General features: G+C 72.9%; 21 protein-coding genes. 13 read left to right on the top strand and 8 right to left on the bottom strand.

Annotated elements, in window-relative coordinates:
* Positions 1 to 193: 193 nt before the first annotated feature.
* The 4 genes from IF43_RS0123660 (at position 194) to IF43_RS38240 (ending at position 4537) form a co-directional block, all read left to right on the top strand.
* Positions 194 to 1183 carry a malate dehydrogenase gene (locus tag IF43_RS0123660; RefSeq protein ID WP_030204121.1) on the top strand — a complete coding sequence of 330 codons (990 nt, stop codon included), beginning with the start codon at positions 194 to 196 and terminating at the stop codon, positions 1181 to 1183.
* 122 nt (positions 1184 to 1305) lie between these two features.
* Entirely contained in the window at positions 1306 to 3099 is a 1794-nt protein-coding gene (locus IF43_RS0123655; protein WP_158939471.1) for a hypothetical protein, read from the top strand.
* A complete protein-coding gene (locus tag IF43_RS0123650) occupies positions 3086 to 3463 on the top strand; it encodes a hypothetical protein (RefSeq protein WP_030204118.1) in 378 nt (125 codons plus the stop codon). Before IF43_RS0123655 ends, IF43_RS0123650 begins: the two co-directional genes overlap by 14 nt.
* Before the next feature lie 3 nt (positions 3464 to 3466).
* Positions 3467 to 4537: a hypothetical protein gene (locus IF43_RS38240; protein WP_051795937.1), complete on the top strand. Its 1071-nt coding sequence runs from the start codon at positions 3467 to 3469 to the stop codon at positions 4535 to 4537.
* A 7-nt stretch (positions 4538 to 4544) separates the two neighbouring features.
* On the opposite strand, the gene IF43_RS0123640 is transcribed toward IF43_RS38240, so the two are convergent.
* A complete protein-coding gene (locus tag IF43_RS0123640; protein WP_030204113.1) occupies positions 4545 to 5366 on the bottom strand; it encodes a DMT family transporter in 822 nt (273 codons plus the stop codon).
* A gap of 172 nt (positions 5367 to 5538) precedes the next feature.
* Here IF43_RS0123640 and IF43_RS0123635 point away from each other — a divergent pair, with 172 nt between their 5' ends.
* Together IF43_RS0123635 and IF43_RS0123630 are read left to right on the top strand one after the other, a co-directional pair.
* Complete coding sequence (locus IF43_RS0123635) at positions 5539 to 5847, top strand: hypothetical protein (protein ID WP_030204111.1); 309 nt, start codon at positions 5539 to 5541, stop codon at positions 5845 to 5847.
* An 8-nt stretch (positions 5848 to 5855) separates the two neighbouring features.
* Positions 5856 to 7055 (top strand): glutathionylspermidine synthase family protein, encoded by a 1200-nt coding sequence (locus tag IF43_RS0123630; RefSeq protein WP_030204110.1) that lies wholly within the window; start codon positions 5856 to 5858, stop codon positions 7053 to 7055.
* 83 nt (positions 7056 to 7138) lie between these two features.
* Here IF43_RS0123630 and rocD read toward each other — a convergent pair whose 3' ends face one another.
* On the bottom strand, positions 7139 to 8344 hold the full coding sequence (rocD, locus tag IF43_RS0123625) for an ornithine--oxo-acid transaminase (RefSeq protein ID WP_030204109.1): 1206 nt from the start codon (positions 8342 to 8344) through the stop codon (positions 7139 to 7141).
* Between the two features lie 249 nt (positions 8345 to 8593).
* On the opposite strand from rocD, the gene glyA reads away from it, so the two are divergent.
* From glyA to IF43_RS0123605, 4 genes are all read left to right on the top strand, one after another.
* Positions 8594 to 9868, top strand: coding sequence for a serine hydroxymethyltransferase (glyA, locus tag IF43_RS0123620; protein WP_030204108.1), 1275 nt, complete (start codon positions 8594 to 8596; stop codon positions 9866 to 9868).
* A gap of 119 nt (positions 9869 to 9987) precedes the next feature.
* Positions 9988 to 10998 (top strand): tryptophan--tRNA ligase, encoded by a 1011-nt coding sequence (gene trpS / locus IF43_RS0123615; RefSeq protein ID WP_030204104.1) that lies wholly within the window; start codon positions 9988 to 9990, stop codon positions 10996 to 10998.
* A gap of 160 nt (positions 10999 to 11158) precedes the next feature.
* Entirely contained in the window at positions 11159 to 11749 is a 591-nt protein-coding gene (locus tag IF43_RS0123610) for a 2'-5' RNA ligase family protein (protein WP_030204103.1), read from the top strand.
* Between the two features lie 217 nt (positions 11750 to 11966).
* Positions 11967 to 12965, top strand: coding sequence for a YihY/virulence factor BrkB family protein (locus IF43_RS0123605; RefSeq protein WP_030204102.1), 999 nt, complete (start codon positions 11967 to 11969; stop codon positions 12963 to 12965).
* Here the strand turns inward: IF43_RS0123605 and IF43_RS42975 are convergent.
* Complete coding sequence (locus IF43_RS42975; protein WP_030204101.1) at positions 12913 to 14148, bottom strand: D-alanyl-D-alanine carboxypeptidase family protein; 1236 nt, start codon at positions 14146 to 14148, stop codon at positions 12913 to 12915. The genes IF43_RS0123605 and IF43_RS42975 overlap by 53 nt on opposite strands.
* Before the next feature lie 121 nt (positions 14149 to 14269).
* Here IF43_RS42975 and IF43_RS42970 point away from each other — a divergent pair, with 121 nt between their 5' ends.
* The 3 genes from IF43_RS42970 to IF43_RS0123585 all read left to right on the top strand — a co-directional run bounded on the left by IF43_RS42970 (position 14270) and on the right by IF43_RS0123585 (position 17645).
* The gene (locus IF43_RS42970) at positions 14270 to 14515 is read left to right on the top strand and encodes an SCO4848 family membrane protein (protein ID WP_030204100.1); all 246 of its coding nucleotides are present in this window, start codon (positions 14270 to 14272) and stop codon (positions 14513 to 14515) included.
* Positions 14512 to 15843, top strand: coding sequence for a metallophosphoesterase (locus IF43_RS42965; protein WP_030204098.1), 1332 nt, complete (start codon positions 14512 to 14514; stop codon positions 15841 to 15843). Before IF43_RS42970 ends, IF43_RS42965 begins: the two co-directional genes overlap by 4 nt.
* Positions 15844 to 16091: 248 nt before the next feature.
* Positions 16092 to 17645 carry an ABC transporter substrate-binding protein gene (locus IF43_RS0123585; protein WP_030204096.1) on the top strand — a complete coding sequence of 518 codons (1554 nt, stop codon included), beginning with the start codon at positions 16092 to 16094 and terminating at the stop codon, positions 17643 to 17645.
* A gap of 46 nt (positions 17646 to 17691) precedes the next feature.
* Here the strand turns inward: IF43_RS0123585 and IF43_RS0123580 are convergent, their stop codons facing one another.
* The 5 genes from IF43_RS0123580 to IF43_RS0123560 all read right to left on the bottom strand — a co-directional run bounded on the left by IF43_RS0123580 (position 17692) and on the right by IF43_RS0123560 (position 21755).
* Positions 17692 to 18474, bottom strand: coding sequence for a TetR/AcrR family transcriptional regulator (locus IF43_RS0123580; RefSeq protein ID WP_199922771.1), 783 nt, complete (start codon positions 18472 to 18474; stop codon positions 17692 to 17694).
* An 11-nt stretch (positions 18475 to 18485) separates the two neighbouring features.
* Positions 18486 to 18971 (bottom strand): thiol-disulfide oxidoreductase DCC family protein, encoded by a 486-nt coding sequence (locus tag IF43_RS0123575; protein WP_199922770.1) that lies wholly within the window; start codon positions 18969 to 18971, stop codon positions 18486 to 18488.
* Positions 18972 to 18974: 3 nt separating this feature from the next.
* Positions 18975 to 19379: a hypothetical protein gene (locus IF43_RS0123570; protein WP_030204089.1), complete on the bottom strand. Its 405-nt coding sequence runs from the start codon at positions 19377 to 19379 to the stop codon at positions 18975 to 18977.
* A gap of 376 nt (positions 19380 to 19755) precedes the next feature.
* Positions 19756 to 21030 (bottom strand): hypothetical protein, encoded by a 1275-nt coding sequence (locus IF43_RS0123565; RefSeq protein WP_051795935.1) that lies wholly within the window; start codon positions 21028 to 21030, stop codon positions 19756 to 19758.
* Positions 21030 to 21755 carry an RNA polymerase sigma factor gene (locus tag IF43_RS0123560; protein ID WP_030204085.1) on the bottom strand — a complete coding sequence of 242 codons (726 nt, stop codon included), beginning with the start codon at positions 21753 to 21755 and terminating at the stop codon, positions 21030 to 21032. Before IF43_RS0123560 ends, IF43_RS0123565 begins: the two co-directional genes overlap by 1 nt.
* Between the last annotated feature and the right edge of the window lie 254 nt (positions 21756 to 22009).

Here is a 22009-nt window from a genome sequence, read left to right as displayed (position 1 = left end):
GACGGTGGAACGTACGCCATTCCTTCGAACCCCCGACCCGTGTGCGACGCACCACACGGGGTCGGGGGTTAGTGCCGTTCCGGGTCGGATAGCCTGACCGCGGATGTCTCTTCACATCAAGATTCAGGGAAGCGGCGTCCTCCAGCACCCGGGGCACCCAGGCCCCATCGCCAGCTGTCTAACGGAGAAGGCCATGACCCGCACTCCCGTGAATGTCACCGTCACCGGCGCCGCCGGCCAGATCGGCTACGCGCTGCTCTTCCGCATCGCCTCCGGTCACCTGCTCGGCGCGGACGTGCCGGTCAAGCTCCGCCTCCTCGAGATCCCGCAGGGCATGAAGGCCGCCGAGGGCACCGCCATGGAGCTCGACGACTGCGCCTTCCCGCTGCTCAAGGGCATCGACATCTTCGACGACCCGAACAAGGGCTTCGAGGGCTCCAACGTCGCGCTGCTCGTCGGCGCCCGTCCGCGCACCGCGGGCATGGAGCGCGGCGACCTGCTCTCCGCCAACGGCGGCATCTTCAAGCCGCAGGGCAAGGCCATCAACGACCACGCCGCGGACGACATCAAGGTCCTGGTCGTCGGCAACCCGGCCAACACCAACGCCCTGATCGCCCAGTCCGCCGCCCCGGACGTCCCGGCCGAGCGCTTCACCGCGATGACCCGCCTGGACCACAACCGCGCGATGACGCAGCTGGCCCAGAAGACCGGTGTCGACGTCACCGACATCAAGCGCCTGACCATCTGGGGCAACCACTCCGCGACCCAGTACCCGGACATCTTCCACGCGGAGATCGCCGGCAAGAACGCCGCCGAGGTCGTGAACGACGAGGCGTGGCTGGCCGACACCTTCATCCCGACCGTCGCCAAGCGCGGCGCCGCGATCATCGAGGCCCGTGGCGCCTCCTCGGCCGCCTCGGCCGCCAACGCCGCGATCGACCACGTCTACACCTGGGTCAACGGCACCGCCGCGGGCGACTGGGCCTCCATGGGCATCCCGTCGGACGGCTCGTACGGCGTTCCGGAGGGCCTGATCTCCTCCTTCCCCGTCACCTGCAAGGACGGCAAGTACGAGATCGTCCAGGGCCTGGACATCAACGAGTTCTCCCGCAAGCGCATCGACGCCTCCGTCAAGGAGCTGGCGGAGGAGCGCGACGCGGTCCGCGAGCTCGGCCTGATCTGACGTTCCGGGCACCGGTCCTGACCGGTGTGTCGAACGCGCTGAGCGCCCCGGCAAACCCTGCCGGGGCGCTTTGGCGTGTTTGCAGCTGTGGCCTTCACCCGGCCGAACCTAGAGTGCGACGAGTGACTCAGACCACAGTTCCGCCGCAGCCCCCGGGCCCGCCCCCGCAGGGCCGGCCGGCCGGTCGGAGGCCGGTCGCCCCGTGGGCCAGCGAGGCCGGTCGTTCCTTGTGCGCGGGGGTCTACCTCGACCCCGTCTTCCGGCACCAGGTGATCGACGAGCTCTACGTGCACGAGGAGCGGGTCGTCGCTCCCAGCTACGGCGTGGACGCCGCCCGGGTCCTCGCCCACGCCCTGCGCGCCAGACGCAGCGAACTCGGCTGGGCCGTCGGCGTCCTGCTCACCTGGCTGCTGGCCTGGAAGCTGACCGCCGGACTGTTCGTGTGGGACCTGCTGCTGCCCTGCCTCCTGCTCAGCCTGGCGGCCGGCATCGCCAAGCCGCGCAAGGGCCCGGCGGGCACGCGCGTCCTCGCGGCCGTGGTGCGGTTCTACGGCCGGCTGCTGCTCGTCCTCGCTCTGGTCGGGCAGGTCGTCAGCATCTGGGTGCGGGGCCACCGCGAGCGCCAGGACAACGGCGTCCTGCGCACCTTCTGGGACGTGTCGTCGTTCGTGGACGTCCAGGAGCGGCTGATGTCCGAGCAGTGGCGGTTCGAGTTCTTCCGGGACATCGACGGCAGCGGGCTGCAGTCCGGTTGGGGCGTGCTGCTCTTCTTCACCGTGCTCGCCCTCCTGGCCGGGCTGCAGCGCGGCCAGTTCGCCCGGATGATGGCCGCCGAGCTGTCCCCGCAGAAGTACCCCGACCCCAAGAACGACCCGGCGGAGAAGGCCGCGGGCCTGCGGTTCGCCAAGGTGCAGCGGTGGATCCGCAACGAGCAGTTCTCGGCGGTGGTCCTGTACGGGACCGCGAAGCCGTTCTGCGGCGCCGGGCTGCCGTTCAAGGTGTGGAACCTCTCGGTCGAGCTGCGGCCCCGGACGGACCTGGAGGACCGCGAGCCCGCCCCGCTCGACAACGAGCGCGTCCTCGAGCACGTGGTGCCGCTCGTGGAGGCCCTGCGGGTCCCCTCGCCCCGGCGCCGTCCCCAGGCGGCCGCCACGGTCCTGGACCGGTTGCGCGAGCTGGTGGTGGACGAGTGCGTCTTCCTGCCGGTGGCCGGCCTTCGCGACCGCTACGAAGTGCCCTGCGAGCCGGACGACTTCCAGGAGCACCGCACCGCGGCCATCGAGGAGGGCGGCGAGAAGCGCCGGCACTTCCTGCGCATCCGCGTGGGCGGCTGGGACGAGGACGTGGTCGTCACCGTCTTCGTGCGCGTCCACACGCAGGGCGGGATGCTGATGCTGGAGGTCGCCCCGCACGTGCTCATGCCGGTGCGCGAGGCGTACCGGGAGGCGGACGGCATCGCCCAGCGCTACCGGAACAACAGCCGCTTCGGCAAGGTCGTCTGGGCCGTGGGGCATGCGCCGCGCTCGCTCACCACGTCCGTGGCCACCCTCGGGCGTGGCGTGGTGAGCCTGTGGCAGGTGCTGACGGCCGGCCACGGCGGCGCACGTCCGGAGGGCCCCAGGCAGGCGGTCCGGGAACTGGCCACCGACCTTGACTCGTCGCTGTTCCAGGACATGGACGTGGTGCGCTACCTCAAGACGATCGAGGACCGCGTGACGGGCGGGGTCAAGGTGGCGCTGCACGAAGCGGGTTGGCAAACGGGCGAGTTCGAGCAGAAGATCGTGAACGTGGGCTCGGGCGCCACCTACGTCGGAGAGGTGCACGACAGCGCCGTGAACTTCGGCGAGCAGGGCAGCGCCACGGTCGAGAACAAGAACAAGGGCAAGCCCAAGAGGAGCAGCGGTGGCAAGCAGTGACGAGCGGGGGTCGTACCGGATCGGCTCGATCTCCGGCAGTGCCGTCAACTTCGGGCAGGGCGGTACGGCCCACAACACCAACAACTACGGCGCGGTGCCCGGCCAGGACCCGGCCCACGCCGAGCTGCTGCGGCTGGTGCGCGAGCTCCGGGAGGACCTCGGGCGGGTGCGCGCGAGCGAGCAGACCAGGGTGCTCGACGGGGAACTGGCCGGGGCGCAGGAGGAGCTGGAGTCCGCGGGCGAGGCGGGGCCGGGCCGGCTGGCCCGGCTGCGGGACGCGCTGACGCAGGCGGCGCCCGTGGTGGACGTACTGGCCTCGGGTGCGGCGGTGGCCGCGTCCGTCGCGCAGCTGCTGGGGGGCTGAGGCATGGCCGACGGTCCCCGTTGGAACCCGCAGACCCAGACCTGGGAGTTCGGTCCGGCGGACCTCCAGGCCCCGGACTCCGTGTCGCACGCCCCGGCGTCCGACCCCGGCGCCGACCCCGGTGCCGGGGCCGAGGGCGCGCCCGCGGGCCCGGCCGCGCCGCAGCCCGCGTACGACCCGCTGCGCGGGTGGCCGGGGTCCTCCGCAGCGGCCGCCGGGACCCCGGCGGGGCCGCCGCCCGCCGCGGGCGCGCCGGTCGGCGCCGCCCCGGTCGCGGGACCGGGGACCGCCCCGGCCGGGCCGGGTGGCCCGTACCCCGGTGCGCCCGGTGCGCCGTACCCGGCCGCGCCGTACCAGGGCGTGGACTGCGTGCTGCCCGCGCCGCCGCCGTTGCCGCCCCGGCCGCAGGCGCCGGCGCGCTCGGGCTGGCTCTCGCCGCTCACCGTCGGCGTGGCGGTGGCCGCTCTCGTGGCCGGGGCCGCGGCCGTCTGGTTCGTCCAGCGCGTCGGCGACGCCCCGCCGCAGGCCCGGGCGACGGCCCCGGTGACCCCGACGGACGGGGCGAACGGCGACGGGAGCCGCAGCCCCTCGGCCCCGGCCACCGACCCGGCCTCCGCCTCCCCGTCGCCCTCCGCGTCCGGCGTGCCGACGGGCTTCCGGGAGGTCCGGGACGCGGCGGGGTTCACGACCGTGGTCCCCGAGGACTGGCAGCGCTCGCAGGAGGCCACCGGGGTGTTCTACCGGTCCGCGGACCGCGCCTGGCTGCTCCAGGTCTTCACGGTCGAGGAGGCCGGCCTGTCCCCGCTGGACGCCGTGCGCGGCGCCTCGCAGAGCCTCTCCGGCAAGCCGGGCTACCGCGAGGAGCGCACCCGGGAGTACGGCGACGGCTCGGCCGACCTCGTGTACGCGTACGACAACGCGGAGTCGGGCGGCCGCCGCAAGGGCATCGAGCGGGTCTTCGTGGCCTCCGACGGCAAGAAGTACGCCGTCCTCGTCGCCGGTCCCGAGACCGACTGGCCCCGTCAGGCGCAGACCGAGACCGCGGTGGTGGACGCCTTCCGGGCCACTTCCTGAGGGCCGCTCAGGCCGTCTCGGGGGGCTCGCCGAAGCGGGCCAGGGCCAGGGCCCCGGCGACGGCCACGGTGAAGCCCAGGACGGCGAGCCAGGCCAGCCCCGCCCGGGGCTCGTCGCCCAGGCAGACGATCCCGACCACCGAGGGGCCGATGGTCTCGCCGAGCACCAGTCCGGCGGTGGCGGCGGTCACCGAGCCCTGCTGGAGCGCCGAGGTGAGCAGCAGGAACCCCGCCGCCCCGCCGAGCAGGAGGGCGTAGAAGGCGGGGTTCGTGAGGGCGGCGGGGGAGACGTCGTCGATGAGCCGGACCGCGACCTCGACCACGCCGAAGCCGGTGCCCGAGGCCAGGCCCAGCACCAGCGAGCGGGACCGGCCCGGCAGCCGTCCGGCCGCCGCGCCGAGCAGCAGGACCGCGACGGCCGTGCCCAGCAGCGCCCACTTCAGGGCGTCCGAGCCGGGCCGGTCGCCCTCGGGCCCCGAGGCGAGTCCGATCATCGCCAGCCCCGCGCAGACCGCGGCCACCGCGGCCCATTCGGTCCGGGTCAGCCGTACCCGCATCAGCCGGGCGGCGACCACGGCCGTGACGGCCAGGCTGGAGGCGAGGGCCGCGCTGACGGCGTAGATGGGCACGGAGAGCAGCGCGACGATCTGGAGGACGAAGCCCAGGCCGTCCAGCCCGAGCCCGGCCGCGTAGCGCCACTGCCGCACCGCGCGCACGAACAGGGCGGGGTCGACGCCGGAGCCGGTGCCGGGGGCGGTGGCGCGGGTGGCGACGGCCTGGAGGACGGAGGCCGTGCCGTAACAGACCGCGGAGGCGAGGGCACAGATCATCCCGAGCAGCACGAAAGGGACTCTAGTCCAGCGGGGCCCGCCGTCGTCCGTACCGGACTCGTCCCGGCCGCGTATCGGATGCGTACCACCCTGCCCGGCCGGATTCCGCCCCTCTTGCGGCTGGTTCTACGCTGTAGGGAACGCATAAACGCTTCACAGGGGGGACCCCGCAATGGAACAGCGCACCGGCAGGCGCCTGCGCTCCGGCGCCGTCGTGCTCGGCGGCATGGGCCTGCTCGCGGCCACGCTCGTGGCCTGCGGCTCGGACCCGGACAAGCGGTGCGCCGACCGCGTCACGCTGGAGAAGCTGCCCACCTCCGACTGCAAGAGCGGGGGCCGCGGCTCGTACTACTACGGCGGCAGCGTAGGCAAGGGCGGCAAGCTCTCCGGCGGCAGCTTCGACAAGTCGGCCGTCTCGCGCGGCGGCTTCGGCAAGTCGAGCGGCGGCAAGTCCGGCGGCGGCAAGTCCAGCGGCGGCTGAGGCGGACCGTGCAGCGCCACCGCATCGATCCCCGCCCCGACTGGCAGCGCACCGTCGAGGAGCAGGGCCTGGTCTACCCGCTCACCCGCCATCCCGACGGCTCCCTGCGCCCCTACTGGGACGAGAGCGCGTACTACTCCTTCGGCCTGCCCGAGGTCGAGGCGCTGGAGGAGACGGTCGAGGAACTCCACGCCATGTGTCTGGCCGCGGCCGGCCACATCGTGGAGCAGAACCGTTTCGCCGATCTGGGGGTCACCGACCCCCGGCTCGCCGGGCTCATCGCCGAGTCCTGGCGCCGCCGGGCCGAACTGCCCTCTCTGTACGGCCGGTTCGACCTGCGGTACGACGGCACGGGCCCCGCGCTCATGCTGGAGTACAACGCGGACACCCCCACCTCCCTGGTGGAGGCGGCCAGCCCCCAGTGGTTCTGGATGGAGGACCGCTTCCCGGGCGCGGACCAGTGGAACTCCCTGCACGAGCGGCTCGTCGCGGCCTGGCGCCGGCAGGCGCCGCTGCTGCCGCCCGGCCCGGTGCACTTCGCCCACTCCGAGAGCGACGAGCTCGGCGAGGACCTGATGACGGTCGCGTACCTGCGCGAGACCGCCGAGCAGGCCGGCCTGGAGACCGAGGCGCTGGCCGTGGAGCGGATCGGCTGGGACGCGCTGGCCGGCCGGTTCGTGGACGAGCGGATGAAGTTCATCCGCAGCTGCTTCAAGCTCTACCCGTGGGAGTGGCTGGCGAGCGACGACTTCGGCCCGTACGTCCTCGACACCCTCGACAACGGCGGCGGCTCCGGCTCGACCTGCTGGATCGAGCCGGCGTGGAAGATGCTGCTGTCCAACAAGGCGCTGCTGGCGGTCCTGTGGGAGCTCTACCCGGGCCACCCGAACCTGCTCCCGGCCTACCTCGACGGCCCCCGCGAGCTGGCCGGCCCGGACGGCCCGGGCTACGTGGCCAAGCCGCTGCTCGGCCGCGAGGGCGCCGGGGTCACGGTGCACGGACCCGGCCCGGGCGGTGCCCCGTTCGTACCGGACCCGGAGGAGACGTACTGCTTCCAGGCCCTCGCGCCGCTGCCGGACTTCGACGGCAACCGCACCGTGCTCGGCGCGTGGGTGGTCGACGGCGAGTCGGCCGGCCTCGGCATCCGGGAGTCGGCGGGACTGGTCACGGACGAGTACGCGCGCTTCCTGCCGCACGTCATCCGCTGACGGCGCGCCGGCCCGCACCCCGGGTGCGGGCCGGCGCCGTGCCGCGGGCCCGGTGCGGGCCGGCGCCGCGCCGGGCCCGCGTCCTACGCGTCCAGGACGGCCCGGAGCTGGTCCAGCCCCCAGTCCAGGTCCTCCTTGGAGATGACCAGCGGGGGCGCGATGCGGATGGTCGCGCCGTGCGTGTCCTTCACCAGCACGCCCCGCTCCATGAGGCGTTCCGACACGTCCCGGCCCGTCCCGTGCCCGGGGGCGATGTCCACGCCGGCCCACAGGCCGCGCCCGCGGACCGCGGTCACCGCCCCGCCGCCCACCAGCAGCCCCAGCTCGCGGTGCAGGTGGTCGCCGAGCTCGGCGGCCCGCTGCTGGTACTCGCCGGTCCGCAGCATCGCGACGACCTCCAGGCCCACCGCGCAGGCCAGCGGGTTGCCGCCGAAGGTCGAGCCGTGCTCCCCGGGCTTGAAGACCCCGAGCACGTCCCGGTCGGCGACCACCGCCGAGACCGGCACGACACCGCCGCCCAGCGCCTTGCCGAGGACGTACACGTCCGGGACCACGCCCTCGTGCTCGCAGGCGAACGTCCGGCCGGTGCGGCCGAGTCCGGACTGGATCTCGTCCGCCATGAACAGCACGTTCTTGCGACGGGTCAGCTCCCGGACGCCGGCGAGGTAGCCGGGCGGCGGGACCAGTACGCCGGCCTCGCCCTGGATGGGTTCGATGAGCACGGCCACGGTGTGCGCGGTGACCGCCGCCTCCATCGCGGTCAGGTCGCCGTAGGGGACGATCTCGAAGCCGGGGGTGTACGGGCCGTAGTGGTCGCGGGCCTCGTGGTCGGTGGAGAAGCTGACGATGGTGGTGGTGCGGCCGTGGAAGTTGTTCGCCGCCACGACGATCTTGGCGTGGCCGTCCGGCACGCCCTTGACCTCGTAACCCCACTTGCGGGCGGTCTTCACGGCCGTCTCGACCGCCTCCGCCCCGGTGTTCATCGGCAGGACCATGTCCTTGCCGCACAGCGCGGCGAGCTGCGTGCAGAAGTCGGCGAAGCGGTCGTGGTGGAAGGCCCGCGAGGTCAGCGTGACGCGCTCCAGCTGCGCCTTCGCCGCGTCGAGCAGGCGCCGGTTGCCGTGGCCGAAGTTGAGCGCGGAGTAGCCCGCGAGCATGTCGAGGTACCGGCGGCCCTCGACGTCTGTCATCCACGCGCCCTCGGCGGAGGCCACCACCACGGGCAGCGGGTGGTAGTTGTGCGCGCTGTGGGCCTCGGCGGAGCGGATGGCGTCTGACGTGTTCGACACGGGGTCTCCGTTCGTGCTGCGGGCGAGGATCGAGGGGCGGGGGTGGCGCCCCAACTCCTATCGTCGCTCGGATCCTGGACGCGGAAACCTTCCGGCACGGCGCGCTCGGTATGGTGTCCGTACGCACGGCGACTGGCGTACGGAGAACGAACTCCGGGGGAGCCGTGCGCGTACGACCGCACCAGCGGGCCGCTCGCCTGGGCCGCCGCGGGGACGAACCGCCATCGACCCCACGACGAGGAGCTCCCCATGAGCCCGCGCGACGCCCGCCACCCCGCCCTCTCCGCGATCGACCCGGACCTCGCCGCCCTGATCGGCGCCGAGGAGACGCTCCAGGCGGAGACCCTGCGGCTGATCCCGAGCGAGAACTACGTGTCCGCGGCCGTGCTGGAGGCCTCCGGCACCGTGCTGCAGAACAAGTACAGCGAGGGCTACCCCGGCCGCCGCTACTACGAGGGCCAGCAGAACATCGACCGCATCGAGGCGCTGGCCGTCGAGCGGGCCAGGGCGCTCTTCGGGGTGGACCACGCGAACGTCCAGCCGTACTCCGGCTCGCCCGCCAACCTGGCCGTCTACCTGGCCTTCGCCCGGCCGGGGGACACCGTCATGGGCATGGCACTGCCGATGGGCGGCCACCTCACGCACGGCTGGGGCGTCTCGGCGACCGGCTCCTGGTTCCGGGGCGTGCAGTACGGCGTGCGCGCCGACACCGGGCTGATCGACTACGACGAGGTCCGCGAGACCGCGCTCAGGGAGCGCCCGAAGGTGATCTTCTGCGGTGGTACGGCGCTGCCGCGGACCATCGACTTCGCGGCGTTCTCGGAGATCGCGAAGGAGGCCGGGGCCGTCCTGGTCGCCGACATCGCGCACATCGCCGGCCTGGTCGCGGGCGGGGCGCACCCCTCGCCGGTCCCGCACGTCGACGTGGTCTCCACCACCACGCACAAGACGCTGCGCGGCCCGCGCGGCGCGATGCTGATGTGCCGCGAGGAGCACGCCAAGGCCATCGACAAGGCGGTCTTCCCCGGCCTCCAGGGCGGCCCGCACAACCAGACCACGGCGGGCATCGCGGTGGCGCTGCGGGAGGCGGCGGAGGTCTCCTTCGCCTCGTACGCCCACGCCGTCGTGGCCAATGCCAAGGCGCTGGCCGAGGCGCTGCTGGCGCGGGGCTTCGACCTGGTGTCGGGCGGCACGGACAACCACCTGGTCCTGATGGACCTGACCTCCCGGGAGGTCCCGGGCAAGGTGGCGGCGAAGGCGCTGGACCGGGCGGGGATCGTCGTGAACTACAACACGGTGCCGTACGACCCCCGCAAGCCCTTCGACCCGTCCGGCATCCGCATCGGTACGCCGGCCCTCACCTCGCGCGGCCTCGCACCCGACCACATGCCCGCCGTCGCCGCCTGGATCGACCGCGGTGTCGCCGCGGCGGCCTCCGGCGACGAGGCGGCCCTCGCGGTCATCCGCAAGGAGGTCGCCGAGCTGCTGACCGCCTACCCGGCCCCGGGCCTGCCGGTCGCCTGACGGGGCTCCGCCCCGACCCCGCGCCCGCGTACCGGCGGGGCTGCAAGTCCAGCCCCGCCGGTACGTGAGGCGGACCCACCGCGGCCGGGAGACGCCGCCGCACCTGAGAGAATGGCCCCATGGCCACTCGTCCTCGCGCGCTCTCCGGTATCCAGCCGACCTCGGGTTCGTTCCACCTCGGGAACTACCTCGGTGCCATCCGCCAGTACGTCGCCCTCCAGGAAACGCACGACGCGTTCTACATGGTCGTCGACCTGCACGCGATCACCGTCCCGCAGGACCCCGCCGCGCTCCGGGAGAACACCCGCCTGTCCGTCGCGCAGCTGCTGGCGGCCGGCCTCGACCCGGACCGCTGCACCCTCTTCGTCCAGAGCCACGTGCCCGAGCACGCGCAGCTCGGCTGGGTCATGAACTGCCTCACCGGCTTCGGCGAGGCCGGCCGGATGACCCAGTTCAAGGACAAGTCCGCCAAGCAGGGCGCCGGCAACACCACGGTCGGCCTCTTCACGTACCCGATCCTCCAGGTCGCCGACATCCTCCTCTACCAGGCGGACGCCGTCCCGGTCGGCGAGGACCAGCGCCAGCACATCGAGCTCACCCGCGACCTCGCCGAGCGCTTCAACCAGCGCTACGGCCAGACCTTCACCATCCCGGCCGCGCACATCGTCAAGGAGGTCGCCAAGATCTACGACCTCCAGGACCCGACGGCCAAGATGAGCAAGTCCACCGCCAACCCCAAGGGCCTGGTCAACCTCCTCGACGAGCCCAGGACCACCGCGAAGAAGATCAAGAGCGCGGTCACCGACACCGACACCGTGATCCGCTTCGACCCCGAGGCCAAGCCGGGCGTCAGCAACCTGCTGACCATCCAGTCCGTGCTCACCTCCACCCCGGTCGCCGAGCTCGAAGAGAAGTACGAGGGCAAGGGGTACGGCGCGCTGAAGACGGACCTGGCCGAAATCGTGGTCGACTTCGTCACGCCCTTCCGGGAGCGCACGCAGGAGTACCTCGACGACCCGGAGACGCTGGACAACATCCTGGCCAAGGGCGCGGAGAAGGCCCGCGCGGTCGCCGCCGAGACCCTGGCCCAGGCCTACGACCGGCTCGGTTTCCTGCCCGCGAAGCACTGAGGGAACACCGGTCCGGCCGGATGTCACAGGTCCGGGACGGCAGTGGGACAGCACTGTCGACCTGGGCCCCTGGCCGTTTCGGGGGTGCTGGCCCCACACTGGGACCGGCACCATCCCGCACCACAGGCCACGCACAGCAGACGATCACGGAGGAGAACACGTGGGGACCGTAACGCTCGGCGTTTCGATCGCGGTCCCGGAGCCGTACGGCAGCCTGCTCCAGCAGCGGCGCGCCGGCTTCGGGGACGCCGCCGCGCACGGCATCCCCACGCACGTGACCCTCGTCCCGCCCACCGAGGTGGCGGCGGACCGGCTGCCGGAGATCCGCGCCCACCTCACCGAGGTCGCGGCGGCCGGCCGGCCGTTCGTGATGCGGCTCGCGGGCACCGGCACCTTCCGCCCGCTCTCGCCGGTGGTCTACGTCAAGGTCGTCGAGGGCGGCGAGGCCTGCGCCCGGCTCCAGGGCCAGGTCCGCGACCCCGACGGGCCGCTGCTGCGAGAGCTGGCGTTCCCCTACCACCCGCACGTGACCGTCGCCCACAACATCTCCGAAGAGGCGATGGACCGGGCGTACGAGGAGCTCGCCGACTTCGAGGCGGAGTGGCTGTCCACCGGCTTCGCCCTCTACGAGCAGGGCTCGGACGGGGTCTGGCGCAAGCTGCGCGAGTACCCTTTCGGCGTCGCGGCGGCCGGGGTCCCGGCCCAGCTGCCCCGGGACGCTCACCGGGACGAGCCGACGCTCCAGGCGTAACCGCGGATCCTGCGGGCGCGGAAGCGGAGGGTCCGTAGGACGACGTCGTGGAACGGGTGCGTGCGGTCGGGGCGCATCATGGCCCCGACCGTAGCGGCCGAACATGACGATTCCGGTGATTTCTTTCGACGGGCCGGTGATGATCGTCCACACGTTTGCGGACGATCCGTACCGGTCCTGACGGCTTTCCCGCAGCGCCGCCCCTACGGTGAGGGCCATGGACTGGCTGAAGAACCTCCCGGTGATCGGCCCGGTTGTGGTCCGCCTCGTGCGGACCCACGCCTGGCGTTCGTACGAGCGGCTCGACCGGGTGCACTGGACCCGGCTCGCGGCCGCGATCACCTTCATCAGCTTCCTCGCGCTCTTCCCCCTGATCACCCTGGCGGCGGCCGTCGGCGCCGCCCTGCTCTCCCGCGGCCAGCTGGACCAGCTGGAGGCCAAGCTGACCGAGCAGGTCCCCGGCATCTCCGACCAGCTGGACATCGAGGGCCTGGTGCAGAACGCCGGCACCGTCGGGGTCGTCTCCGCCCTGCTGCTGCTCGTCACCGGTGTCGGGTGGGTGGGCTCGATGCGGGACTGCCTGCGCGCGGTCTGGGACAAGGACGACGAGGACGAGGGCAACCCGATCGTCCGCAAGGGCAAGGACGTCCTGGTGCTGCTGGGCCTGGGCGGCGTGGTCCTGGCCTCCGCCGCCGCCTCCGTCTTCGGCTCCAGCGCGGTGGGCCGCACGGCCGACTGGATCGGGCTCCCGCGCGGCGGCGCGGGCGGGGTGCTGCTGCGCGTCGCCGGGTTCCTGGTCGCCGTGCTGGCCGCCTTCCTCCTGCTGCTGTACCTCCTGACGCTGCTGCCCGGCGTCGATCCCCCGCGCCGGCGGCTGCTGGTGGCGGGCCTCATCGGCGCGGCGGGCTTCGAGCTCCTGAAGCTCCTGCTCAGCAGCTACATCCAGGGGGTGGCGGCCAAGAGCATGTACGGGGCCTTCGGCGTTCCGGTGGCCCTGCTCCTGTGGATCAACCTCAGCGCGAAGCTGCTGCTGTACTGCGCCGCGTGGACCGCGACGGGACCGGAGGAGGGGTCGCAGGAGAAGCCGGAGGAGGGGTCGGCGGCGGGGTCGGATGAGAGGTCGGAGGCGGAGGCCGAGCCGGTGGAGCCCGCCTCCGGACCCGTCAGTCGTGCGCGGCCCGACGGCCCCGACGCCCCTTCGGCCAGCGCCGGTTGACGACGAAACCGCCGCCCGCGATCGCGATGAGCACCCCGCCGGCCACCGCCAGCGCGGTCCCGACCCCGCCCGAGGACTGCTCGGCCGCGGCCTGCTGCTCCTGCTCGTGGCTCTGCGCCGGCGAGCCCAGCGAGGAGGTGTCCGCGCTCTTCGGCGGCACCAGCTCGCCCACCGGCGTGACCTTCCCGGCGGCCGCGAAGCCCCAGTCGAGCAGGGCGGCGGTCTCCTCGTAGACGGCGTTCGCGCCCTCGGCCGGGTTCATCACCGTCACGAGCAGCTTGCGCGCCCCGCGCTGGGCCACGCCCGTGAACGTCGCGCCGGCGTTGGTGGTGTTGCCGTTCTTGACGCCCGCGATGCCCTTGTAGGGGTTCACCCCGTAGGCCCCGGTCATGAGCCGGTTGGTGTTCTGGATGGCGAAGTGCTCGCGCGGCTTGCCGGGCTTCTGCTCGCCGGGGAACTCCGCCTGGGCGGTGGCGCAGTACTCGCGGAAGTCCTTCTTCTGGAGCCCGGAGCGGGCGAACAGGGTCAGGTCGTAGGCGCTGGAGACCTGCCCCGGGGCGTCGTACCCGTCGGGGGAGACCACGTGCGTGTCGAGGGCCTGCAACTCCTCGGCGTGCGCCTGCATGTCGGCGACCGTCTTCTCGACGCCGCCGTTCATCGCGGACAGCACGTGCACGGCGTCGTTCCCGGACCGCAGGAACACCCCGAGCCACAGGTCGTGGACGGTGTAGTCGAGGTCCTCCTTGACGCCGACCAGGCTGGAGCCCGCGCCGACGCCCTCCAGCTCCTCGTCCTTGACCTTGTGCACCTGGTTCTTGGGGAGGGTCGGCAGCACCGTGTCCGCGAAGAGCATCTTCAGCGTGGAGGCCGGGGGCAGCCGCCAGTGCGCGTTGTGCGCGGCCAGCACCTCGCCCGACTCCGCGTCGGCGACGATCCACGACAGCCCGCTCAGGGTGGCGGGCAGGGCGGGCGCGCCCGGGCCCAGCTTGACCTGCGTACCGGGCTTGCCGAGCAGGCTCCCGCCGACGGTGGACATCGAGGCGGGCGGCGCGGGCTGCTTCCTGGCCTTCCCGACCGGGTTCTTGGGGTCCGGCCTGGGGGCGGCGAGGGCCGGGCCGGCGGTCAGGGCGGGCAGCAGCAGCGCGGCGGCGACGGCCGTCACTACGGTCTTCTTTGCAGACACGCAGGTGAACGTACATGCAGTCCGCCGGGAAGCGGAGCCGGGCGGGCCGAACCGCCGCAACGTCTGCCGAGACAGCCCACCCCGGCGCCGCCGTCCTGGGGACGGAGCCGATACTGGCCCCATGAGACTCAGCCGTTCCGCCTCCTGGTTCCTGCTCGCCTTCGGGGTGTGGAGCTGGATCATCTGGACCACTTTCGTCAAGAACCTGTGGAAGGACGGCAGCGGCCTCGCCTTCGACGACGCCGGGGACCCGACCGCCTACTTCTGGGTGCATCTTGCGCTCGCGGTCACTTCCTTTCTCCTGGGGACGGGCGTTGGAGTGATCGGGTTGCGCGGGGTCCGCGCGCTGCGGCGCGAGTCACGGTGACCGTCGTCCTCTTCGCCGCGGTCGCGCTGGCGGTCCTCGGCGTGCTGGTGCTGGTGCACCGGTGGCTGTGGGTCCGGCTGGTCCGTGACACGGCGCTCGCGGGGCGGTGGCGCACGCTCGGTACGGGCGCCCTGGTCGCCCTGCCCCTGCTGACGGTCGGCGCGCTCGTCTCCGGCCGGGCCGGCGCCCCCTTCTGGCGCCAGCAGGCCTTGGCCTGGCCGGGGTACCTCTGGCTGGCCGTCCTCCTGTACCTGTCGCTGGCCCTCCTGGTCGCCGAACCGGTCCGCGCGCTGTGGCTGCGGAGGTCGGCTCCGGCGCCGGCCCCGGCCCCGGCTGCAGCCCCGACTCCGACCCCGCCGGTGGCTGCGGCGGAGCCGGCGCCGGAGCCCCCGTCCGAGCCCCCGTCCGAGCCCGAGCCCGCGCCCGCGCCCGAGCCCGCGCCCGCGCCCGCGCCGGCGCCGGAGCCCGAGCCCGAGCCGGAAGCGGCCCGGGCCGGGGCCGGCCCCACCCGCAGGGTGTTCGTCGCCCGGACGCTGGCCGGGGCGGCGGTCGCGGCGGCGGCCGGCACGGTCGCGTACGGGACGTACGGGGTCATGCGCGGCCCGGCGGTGAAGCGCATCACCGTGCCGCTGGCCAAGCTCCCGAGGGCGGCCCACGGCTTCCGCATCGCCGTCGTCAGCGACATCCACCTCGGCCCGATCCTGGGCCGGGCCCACACCACCCGCATCGTCGACCGGATCAACGCCACCCAGCCCGACCTGATCGCGGTCGTCGGCGACCTCGTCGACGGCAGCGTCGCGGACCTCGGCCCCGCCGCCGAACCCCTGGCCCGACTGCGGGCCCGCCACGGCGCGTACTTCGTGACCGGGAACCACGAGTACTTCTCCGGCGCCCAGCAGTGGGTCGACCACGTCCGGGAGCTCGGCCTGCACCCCCTGGAGAACGCCCGGACCGAGCTGCCCGGCTTCGACCTGGCCGGCGTCAACGACGTGGCCGGCGAACGCGAGGGCCACGGCCCCGACTTCGCCAAGGCCCTCGGCGACCGCGACCCGGCCCGCACGGCCGTGCTGCTCGCCCACCAGCCGGTGGTGATCGACGACGCGGTCCGCCACGGCGTCGACCTCCAGCTGTCCGGGCACACGCACGGGGGCCAACTCTGGCCGGGGGAGTACGTCGCCGCGCTCGCCAACCCCACGGTGGCCGGTCTGGAACGCTACGGCGACACGCAGCTGTACGTCTCGCGCGGGGCCGGGGCCTGGGGGCCGCCGGTACGGGTCGGAGCGCCGTCGGACATCACAGTCGTAGAGCTTGCGTCGTATCAGGCGTAACTTGCCCAAACCTGTAGCGACACGCCCTTCCACTTGTGAAATTTCCGTGGTTGAGTGGGCAACGTTTGCAGGAGCTGACGGCTATGGGGGCCGTTGGCTCCTCTGTCGGTGGCTATAGGGAGCCACCGGCCCAGTGGGCGACGGCTAGGGACCGTCGGCCAGGAGCTGTCGGCTGCGGGTTGGCCGACGGCTTTGAGCTGTCGGCTATGGGGGCCGCCGGCTCGGGGGTTGATGGAGGAATTCTCGCCATGCGGCGTGTAGCAGTCATAGGCCTGGCGGCCGGTTCGGTTCTGTTGGTCGCCGGCGTCGGCGCCTGGCAGCTCCTTCCGTCCGTAGGGGACAAGAACGACGCGATCACGGTCGGCACGACCGACGAGGTCTCGTCGCTGGACCCGGCGGGCGCGTACGACGCCGGTTCCTGGGCACTGTTCAGCAACGTCTACCAGTCGCTGCTGACCATGAAGACGGGCTCGCAGGTGCCGGTGCCGGACGCCGCGAGCTCCTGCCGGTTCATCGGTCAGAAGCTCACGACGTACCAGTGCGAGCTGCGGCCGGGCGTGAAGTTCTCCAACGGCCGGGAGATCACCGCCGCGGACGTGAAGTTCTCGTTCGACCGCATCAAGACGATCAAGTCGGACCAGGGCCCGGGCCCACTGTTCAACACCCTGCGGTCGGTCAGCACCTCGGGCCGCACGATCACCTTCAACCTCTCCGCACGCGACGCGACCTTCCCGTTCAAGATCGCCTCGGGTGCCGGTTCGATCGTGGACAAGGACAAGTACCCGGCCGCCGGTCTGCGCACCGGCTCCGAGGTCGACGGCTCCGGCGTGTACGCGCTCAAGTCGTTCACCAAGGGCCAGATCGAGCTCGTACCGAACGACTCGTACAGCGGGAACTCGCGCGCTCCCCACGTGCCGGTCACGATCAAGTACTACGAGGACTCCGACCAGCTCAACGACGCGTGGACGGGCCACGAGATCGACGTCGCCCACCGCGACCTGCCGCCGAACGTGCTGGCCGGCCTCAACCCGGGCATGAAGGACATCCGCTACCACGAGTCGGGCGGCTCAGAGACCCGCAACATGGTCTTCAACGCCCGTAAGGGGTCGGCCTTCGAGGACCGGGCCGTGCGCCAGGCCGTCGCCGCCGTGCTCGACCGCTCCCAGATCGCGAACCTGGTCTTCGAGGGCACCGTCACCCCGCTGTACTCGCTGATCCCGCAGGGCATCAGCGGCCACAGCACCGCGTTCTACGACGCCTACCCGCAGCCCAGCCCCGCCACGGCCAAGTCGCTGCTGCGCGAGGCGAACGTGAGCACCCCGGTGTCCTTCACCCTCGGCATCAACAAGCGCGGCACCAACGTCGCCGAGGCCGAGAACATCAAGAAGCAGTTGGAGGAGTCCGGCCTCTTCAAGGTCAAGGTGGACGTCCAGCCGGACTTCACCACGTTCCAGAAGGCCTACGCGGCCGGCAAGTTCGACGCGTACAACGTCGGCTGGATCCCGGACTTCCCGGACCCGGACAACTTCACCGCCCCGCTGATCGGCTCCGACTCCTCGATGCTCAGCGGCTTCTCCGACCCGGTCGTCCAGAAGCTGATCACCCGGACCCAGTCCTACAGCGACCGCGGCATGGCCGCGAACGACTTCCGCGAGCTGCAGCGGCAGGTGGCCCTGAAGGTCCCCATGCTGCCGATCTGGCAGAAGAAGGACTACGTGGTCAGCCGCGAGGCGGTCACCGGTGCCCAGTTCCTGTCCGACGGTACGGGCGTGTGGCGCCTGGGCGACCTGAACTGGCTCTGACGGGGAAATCGGCACCGGCGGGTACGGCCCCGGGGGGCCGTACCGCTCAGCCCTCGGCGGGGGACTCCACGGAGTCCCCCGCCTTCTCGTCCTTCGCGCCGGTACGGGACTTCGCGGCCTGCGTGGCCTTCGTGGCCCGCGTCGCGGCCGAGGCCGCCATCCCCGGCAGGAAGTCCGAGAACAGCTCGTGCACCTCGTGGACGAGCGGCCGCAGCACCCGGAACCGGGCCAGGGCCACGCCCCGCGTGGTGAGCGCGGAGCCCCGTTCGGCGAGCCGGCGGGTGCGCTCGGAGTTCTCCGAGCGGTCGAAGACCCAGTACAGCACCAGGCCCATCTGGGAGAGCCACATCAGCTCGGGCAGGACGTCCCGCAGTTCGTCCGGGACCTTCGCCTTGGAGCCGGCCAGCACCTCGCGGTGCAGCGCGATCGCCGCCTCGCGGGCGTTCTCCGACTCGGGGGAGAAGGGGCTGAGCGGGCTCTCCGGATCGGCGGCGTTCTTGAAGAACTGGGCCGCGAACTCGTGGTACGGCTCCGCGATGTCGAGCCAGGTCGTCAGTACCCCCGACATGCGGGCCTGCAGGTCGCTCTCGCGGTCGAGGATGGGCCGGACCGCTGCCTGGTGCTCCGCGCCGATCCGGTCGTAGAACCCCTGGACCAGGTGTTCCTTGGACGAGAAGTAGTAGTACGCGTTGCCGACGGAGACGCCGGCCTCCTTCGCGATGGCCCGCATCGTCGTCTTGTCGTAACCGCGCTCCTGGAACAGCCGGAGCGCGGTCTCGAGGATGAGCGTGCGGGTCTGCTCGCTCTTGGCGGGCTTTGCTTCAGTCACGGTGTCCGAGCCTATCCGGGCACCGCACACCCGTCGGAACAGCCCGCGGTGCCCGCGGTGGTGCCCGCTGTGCCCGCTGTGCCTGCGGTGCCCGCCGTGCCCGCCGTGCCCGCGCGCACCTTGGCCGCGGCGAGCATCGTGGCGCGGGCGAAGGGCAGGCCGGTCGGGGTGGCCAGCCAGCGGGCCTTGGGCCGGTGTTCGGCCAGCGCCCACAGGCACACGATGAAGGCGCCGGTGCCGCGCCAGACCTGGCCCTTGTCGCCGACCACCGTGATCTCGCGGAGGGTCGCGGCGTGGTCGAGCCGTGGGAAGCGGCGGTGGGCCTCGTACGACCCCGCCGGCACGAGGGCCAGCGGGACGAGCCACTTCTGGCCGAGCAGCCAGTTGCGCAGGTGCACGCAGAGCGGGCACTGGGCGTCGTACAGCACCGTCAGCCGGCGCACGGGGGTGCGGGTCGGGACGGGGGGCGCCGGGGTCGGCGCGGCGGCCGTCGCCATGGCTCAGGCCCCGGCCGGCGCGGTCCAGGCGTCGGGAGCCACCGGCGGGGTGTTCTCCCGCTCCAGGATCCCGCGGCGGCGCATCTTGTTGAGCACCCAGACGTTGCCGAGGTGCATGACGCCGAGGACCAGGAGGACGACGCCCAGCTTGGCCGACAGCGCCTCCAGGAGGCGGGCGGCGTCGGGGATGTCCTCGGCGGCCTTGAGGTAGAGGCTGACGAAGCCGAGGTTGACGAGGTAGAACCCGACCACCAGCAGGTGGTTCACGGCGTCCGCGAGCTTCTCGTTCCCCTGGAGGACGTCGGCGATGAAGATGCGGCCGTTGCGGCTGAGCGTGCGGGCGACCCAGACGGTGAGCGCGACGCTGACGAGCAGGTAGGCGACGTACGCGACAACAGTGAGGTCCATGACCCCACCCCCCTCTTGAACGTGTTCAAACGGTTGGTAGGACTGACTGTAGCCCTCCTTTTGAACACGTTCAAGCCGTGATTTGAACATGTTCAGGGAGAGGGTGGGGTGTGCCGGGAGAAGAGGAGGGGAGGGAGGGGCGGGGCCCGGTACGACGAAACGACCCGGTACGACGAAACGGCCGAGGCCCCGGGAAGTCCCGGGGCCTCGGCCGTCGTACGTAAGGGGCGCGGGTGGGGCCGGGGGAACGTGCCCCACCCGCGCCGGGTTGCGCAGAGCCCCGGGGTACGGGGGGAACCCCGGCTCATGCGCGGCCGATGACCAGTCGGCTCGTTATGTACTGCGCCGGGGCTGCGAAAAGTGTTACACCCGCGCGTCAGCGGTTCGCGGAGCTCGCGCCCGCGGCGTCCCCGGCCCGGCCGGAGGCTGCCTCGGACCCCGTGGCGGACCCGGCGGCGGAGGCCTTCGAGGCGGTCCCGGCGATACCCGTCCCAGCGGTGCCGGCCGTCCTGGCGGCGGCCTTCGCGGTGGGGTCGGCGGCGGGCGCGGCCGTGGCCTTCGTGGTGGGCTTCGCGGTGGGGGCGGTGGTGCGGGCGGTGGCCGCGGGGGCGGGCGCGGCCTTCGGGGTGACGGGCGCGCCCGTACCGGCCGTGCGGGGGTTGAAGCCGAGCGGCGCAGAGCCGTTCTTCCCCTTGTCGCCGCTCTTGCCCTTGTCCTTGTCGTCGTCCGTGCCGCCCAGCAGCCGGTCGCAGAAGCGCTCCGGCGTGCTGCTGCCCGCCGCGCTCTCCAGGTCGAGCCGCCGCTTCCGGTCCAGCTTCCCGGCTCGCAGGTCCTTGCAGTGCTCGGTCAGCTTGGCCCGGAGCTCGGGGCTCGTGGTGGCGCCCGTGCCGCCGGTGTCCGCGCCGCCGGTCCCGGTGCCGGTGCCGCCGGTGGACTTGTCCTCGGGGTCCTCGCTCGCCGGCGTGCCGCCGGTGGCGGGGCCGCCCGTGGCGGTGCCGGAGCCGGGCGTGCCGGAGGCGGACCCGGTCGCGGGGCCGTCCGGCAGCAGCTTCGGCGAGACCGGGTCGCCTTCGGCGATGTCGGTCGCCGAGCCGCTCGGGCCCGTGGAGGGCAGCTCCGAGACCGACACCGACGGCGCGGGGCCGGCGATGACGCTCTGCGGCAGCAGTCCGGACGTGGCGGCGGCCGCCACCCCGCCGACGGCCAGCCCCGCCACCGCCGCCGCGAGCACCAGCCGCAGCGGGCGGCGCCGGAACGCGCCCGGGCGGCCGTGCTCCCGTACGGGCACGGCGGCAGGAACGGTCAGGGCGGGGAGTTCGGTGGTGCCGTGGGCGGCGCCGCCGAGCCGTACGGTCGGCTCCGCGGCCGCGCGGATCCGGGCCTCGCCGGCGCGCGCGCTGCGGAAGGCGGCCAGCGCGGCGGCCTCGCCGGGCAGCTCGGTGTCGAGGCGGGTGGGCGGGACGAGCGCGTCCAGGGCTTCGGCGAGCCGCTCGGCGTCGCTGCGGGCGCGGTCGTCCCGCGTCGTCCGCCTGCCCGCCGTCCGGTCGGCCGCGGTCCCGGCGGGACCGCCGTCGCCGGGCAGGACGGGGCCACCGCGCAGCAGCTGTTCCGCCGCGGCCCGGTCGAGCCACCCGTAGCGATCGTCGGCCATCACATGTCCCTCTGCGTCCGCCAACGCGATTGCGTCACACTGGTCCGCACCTTCTGACCCCGTGTGGGGACACGCTGTGCGGGTACGGCGTCCAGTTCGCCGCCCCCCTGGCCTCCCGCGCCACCGGAACCGTCGGTTCCGTGCGGGCCGCCGACAGCATCGGCATTATCGCCGAACTCGGTGCCGATCAGTTCCGCGAGCTTCTTCAGTCCGCGGTGGGCGGCGGTGCGGACGGCGCCGGGGCGCTTGCCGAGCGTCTCGGCCGCGCTCTTGGCGTCGAGCCCGACCACCACGCGCAGGACGACGGCCTCGGCCTGGTCCTGCGGCAGCCGGGATATGAGCTCCATGGTGCGGCCGGTGGAGAGGGACTCCATGGCCTCGCCGAACGTGTCGGAGTCCGCGGCCCGGCCGGTGAGCTCGGTCTCGTCGCCGCCGACCGCGGGCCGGCGGCCGCGCATGCGTATGTGGTCGAGTGCCCGGTTGCGCGCGATCCGGGCGGCCCAGCCGCGGAACCGGTCGGCGTCGCCCTCGAAGGACGCGAGGTCGCGGGCGATCTGGAGCCAGGCCTCGGACGTCACGTCCTCGGCCTCCCATTCGCCCACGAGCGTGCGTACGTACCCGAGCAGGCGCGGGTGTACGGCGCGGTACACAGTACGGAACGCGCTTTCGTCGCCGTCCTGTGCCGCGAGCACTGCGGCGGTCAGCTCCGCGTCGTCCCCCAGCAACTCCCCAACCCGTTCACTGTCCTGTCCGTCCTGCGCAAATCAGCACGTTACGGCGTTCCTGCATGTCTCGTCCACGACTTGTACAACCAGCAACCACCCGTGAGCGCAGCGGGGTGTGACACAAACCGCAGCCTTGGCGCTGACAGGTATACGGGCTTGTCGCACGAGCCCGTAACGGACGGCGGCCGGGGCCTCTCCTGTGGGGGGTGGCGGCCTCGGCCGCCTCCGGAGCCCTCAGGTGAGCACCTCTTCGC

This window comes from Streptomyces sp. NRRL S-87, assembly GCF_000719335.1.
Classification (GTDB): domain Bacteria; phylum Actinomycetota; class Actinomycetes; order Streptomycetales; family Streptomycetaceae; genus Streptomyces.
Note: the sequence above shows the minus strand (reverse complement) of the source record. Positions and strands in the feature narration are given on the sequence as shown.

What these genes read in the sequence shown, in the direction of transcription:
- IF43_RS0123660 (WP_030204121.1), top strand. Translation starts at nt 194, where the DNA reads ATGACCCGCACTCCCGTGAATGTCACCGTCACCGGCGCCGCCGGCCAG.
- IF43_RS38240 (WP_051795937.1), top strand. Translation starts at nt 3,467, where the DNA reads ATGGCCGACGGTCCCCGTTGGAACCCGCAGACCCAGACCTGGGAGTTC.
- IF43_RS0123640 (WP_030204113.1), bottom strand. Translation starts at nt 5,366, where the DNA reads ATGATCTGTGCCCTCGCCTCCGCGGTCTGTTACGGCACGGCCTCCGTC.
- IF43_RS0123635 (WP_030204111.1), top strand. Translation starts at nt 5,539, where the DNA reads ATGGAACAGCGCACCGGCAGGCGCCTGCGCTCCGGCGCCGTCGTGCTC.
- glyA (WP_030204108.1), top strand. Translation starts at nt 8,594, where the DNA reads ATGAGCCCGCGCGACGCCCGCCACCCCGCCCTCTCCGCGATCGACCCG.
- trpS (WP_030204104.1), top strand. Translation starts at nt 9,988, where the DNA reads ATGGCCACTCGTCCTCGCGCGCTCTCCGGTATCCAGCCGACCTCGGGT.
- IF43_RS0123605 (WP_030204102.1), top strand. Translation starts at nt 11,967, where the DNA reads ATGGACTGGCTGAAGAACCTCCCGGTGATCGGCCCGGTTGTGGTCCGC.
- IF43_RS42970 (WP_030204100.1), top strand. Translation starts at nt 14,270, where the DNA reads ATGAGACTCAGCCGTTCCGCCTCCTGGTTCCTGCTCGCCTTCGGGGTG.
- IF43_RS0123585 (WP_030204096.1), top strand. Translation starts at nt 16,092, where the DNA reads ATGCGGCGTGTAGCAGTCATAGGCCTGGCGGCCGGTTCGGTTCTGTTG.
- IF43_RS0123575 (WP_199922770.1), bottom strand. Translation starts at nt 18,971, where the DNA reads ATGGCGACGGCCGCCGCGCCGACCCCGGCGCCCCCCGTCCCGACCCGC.
- IF43_RS0123570 (WP_030204089.1), bottom strand. Translation starts at nt 19,379, where the DNA reads ATGGACCTCACTGTTGTCGCGTACGTCGCCTACCTGCTCGTCAGCGTC.
- IF43_RS0123565 (WP_051795935.1), bottom strand. Translation starts at nt 21,030, where the DNA reads ATGGCCGACGATCGCTACGGGTGGCTCGACCGGGCCGCGGCGGAACAG.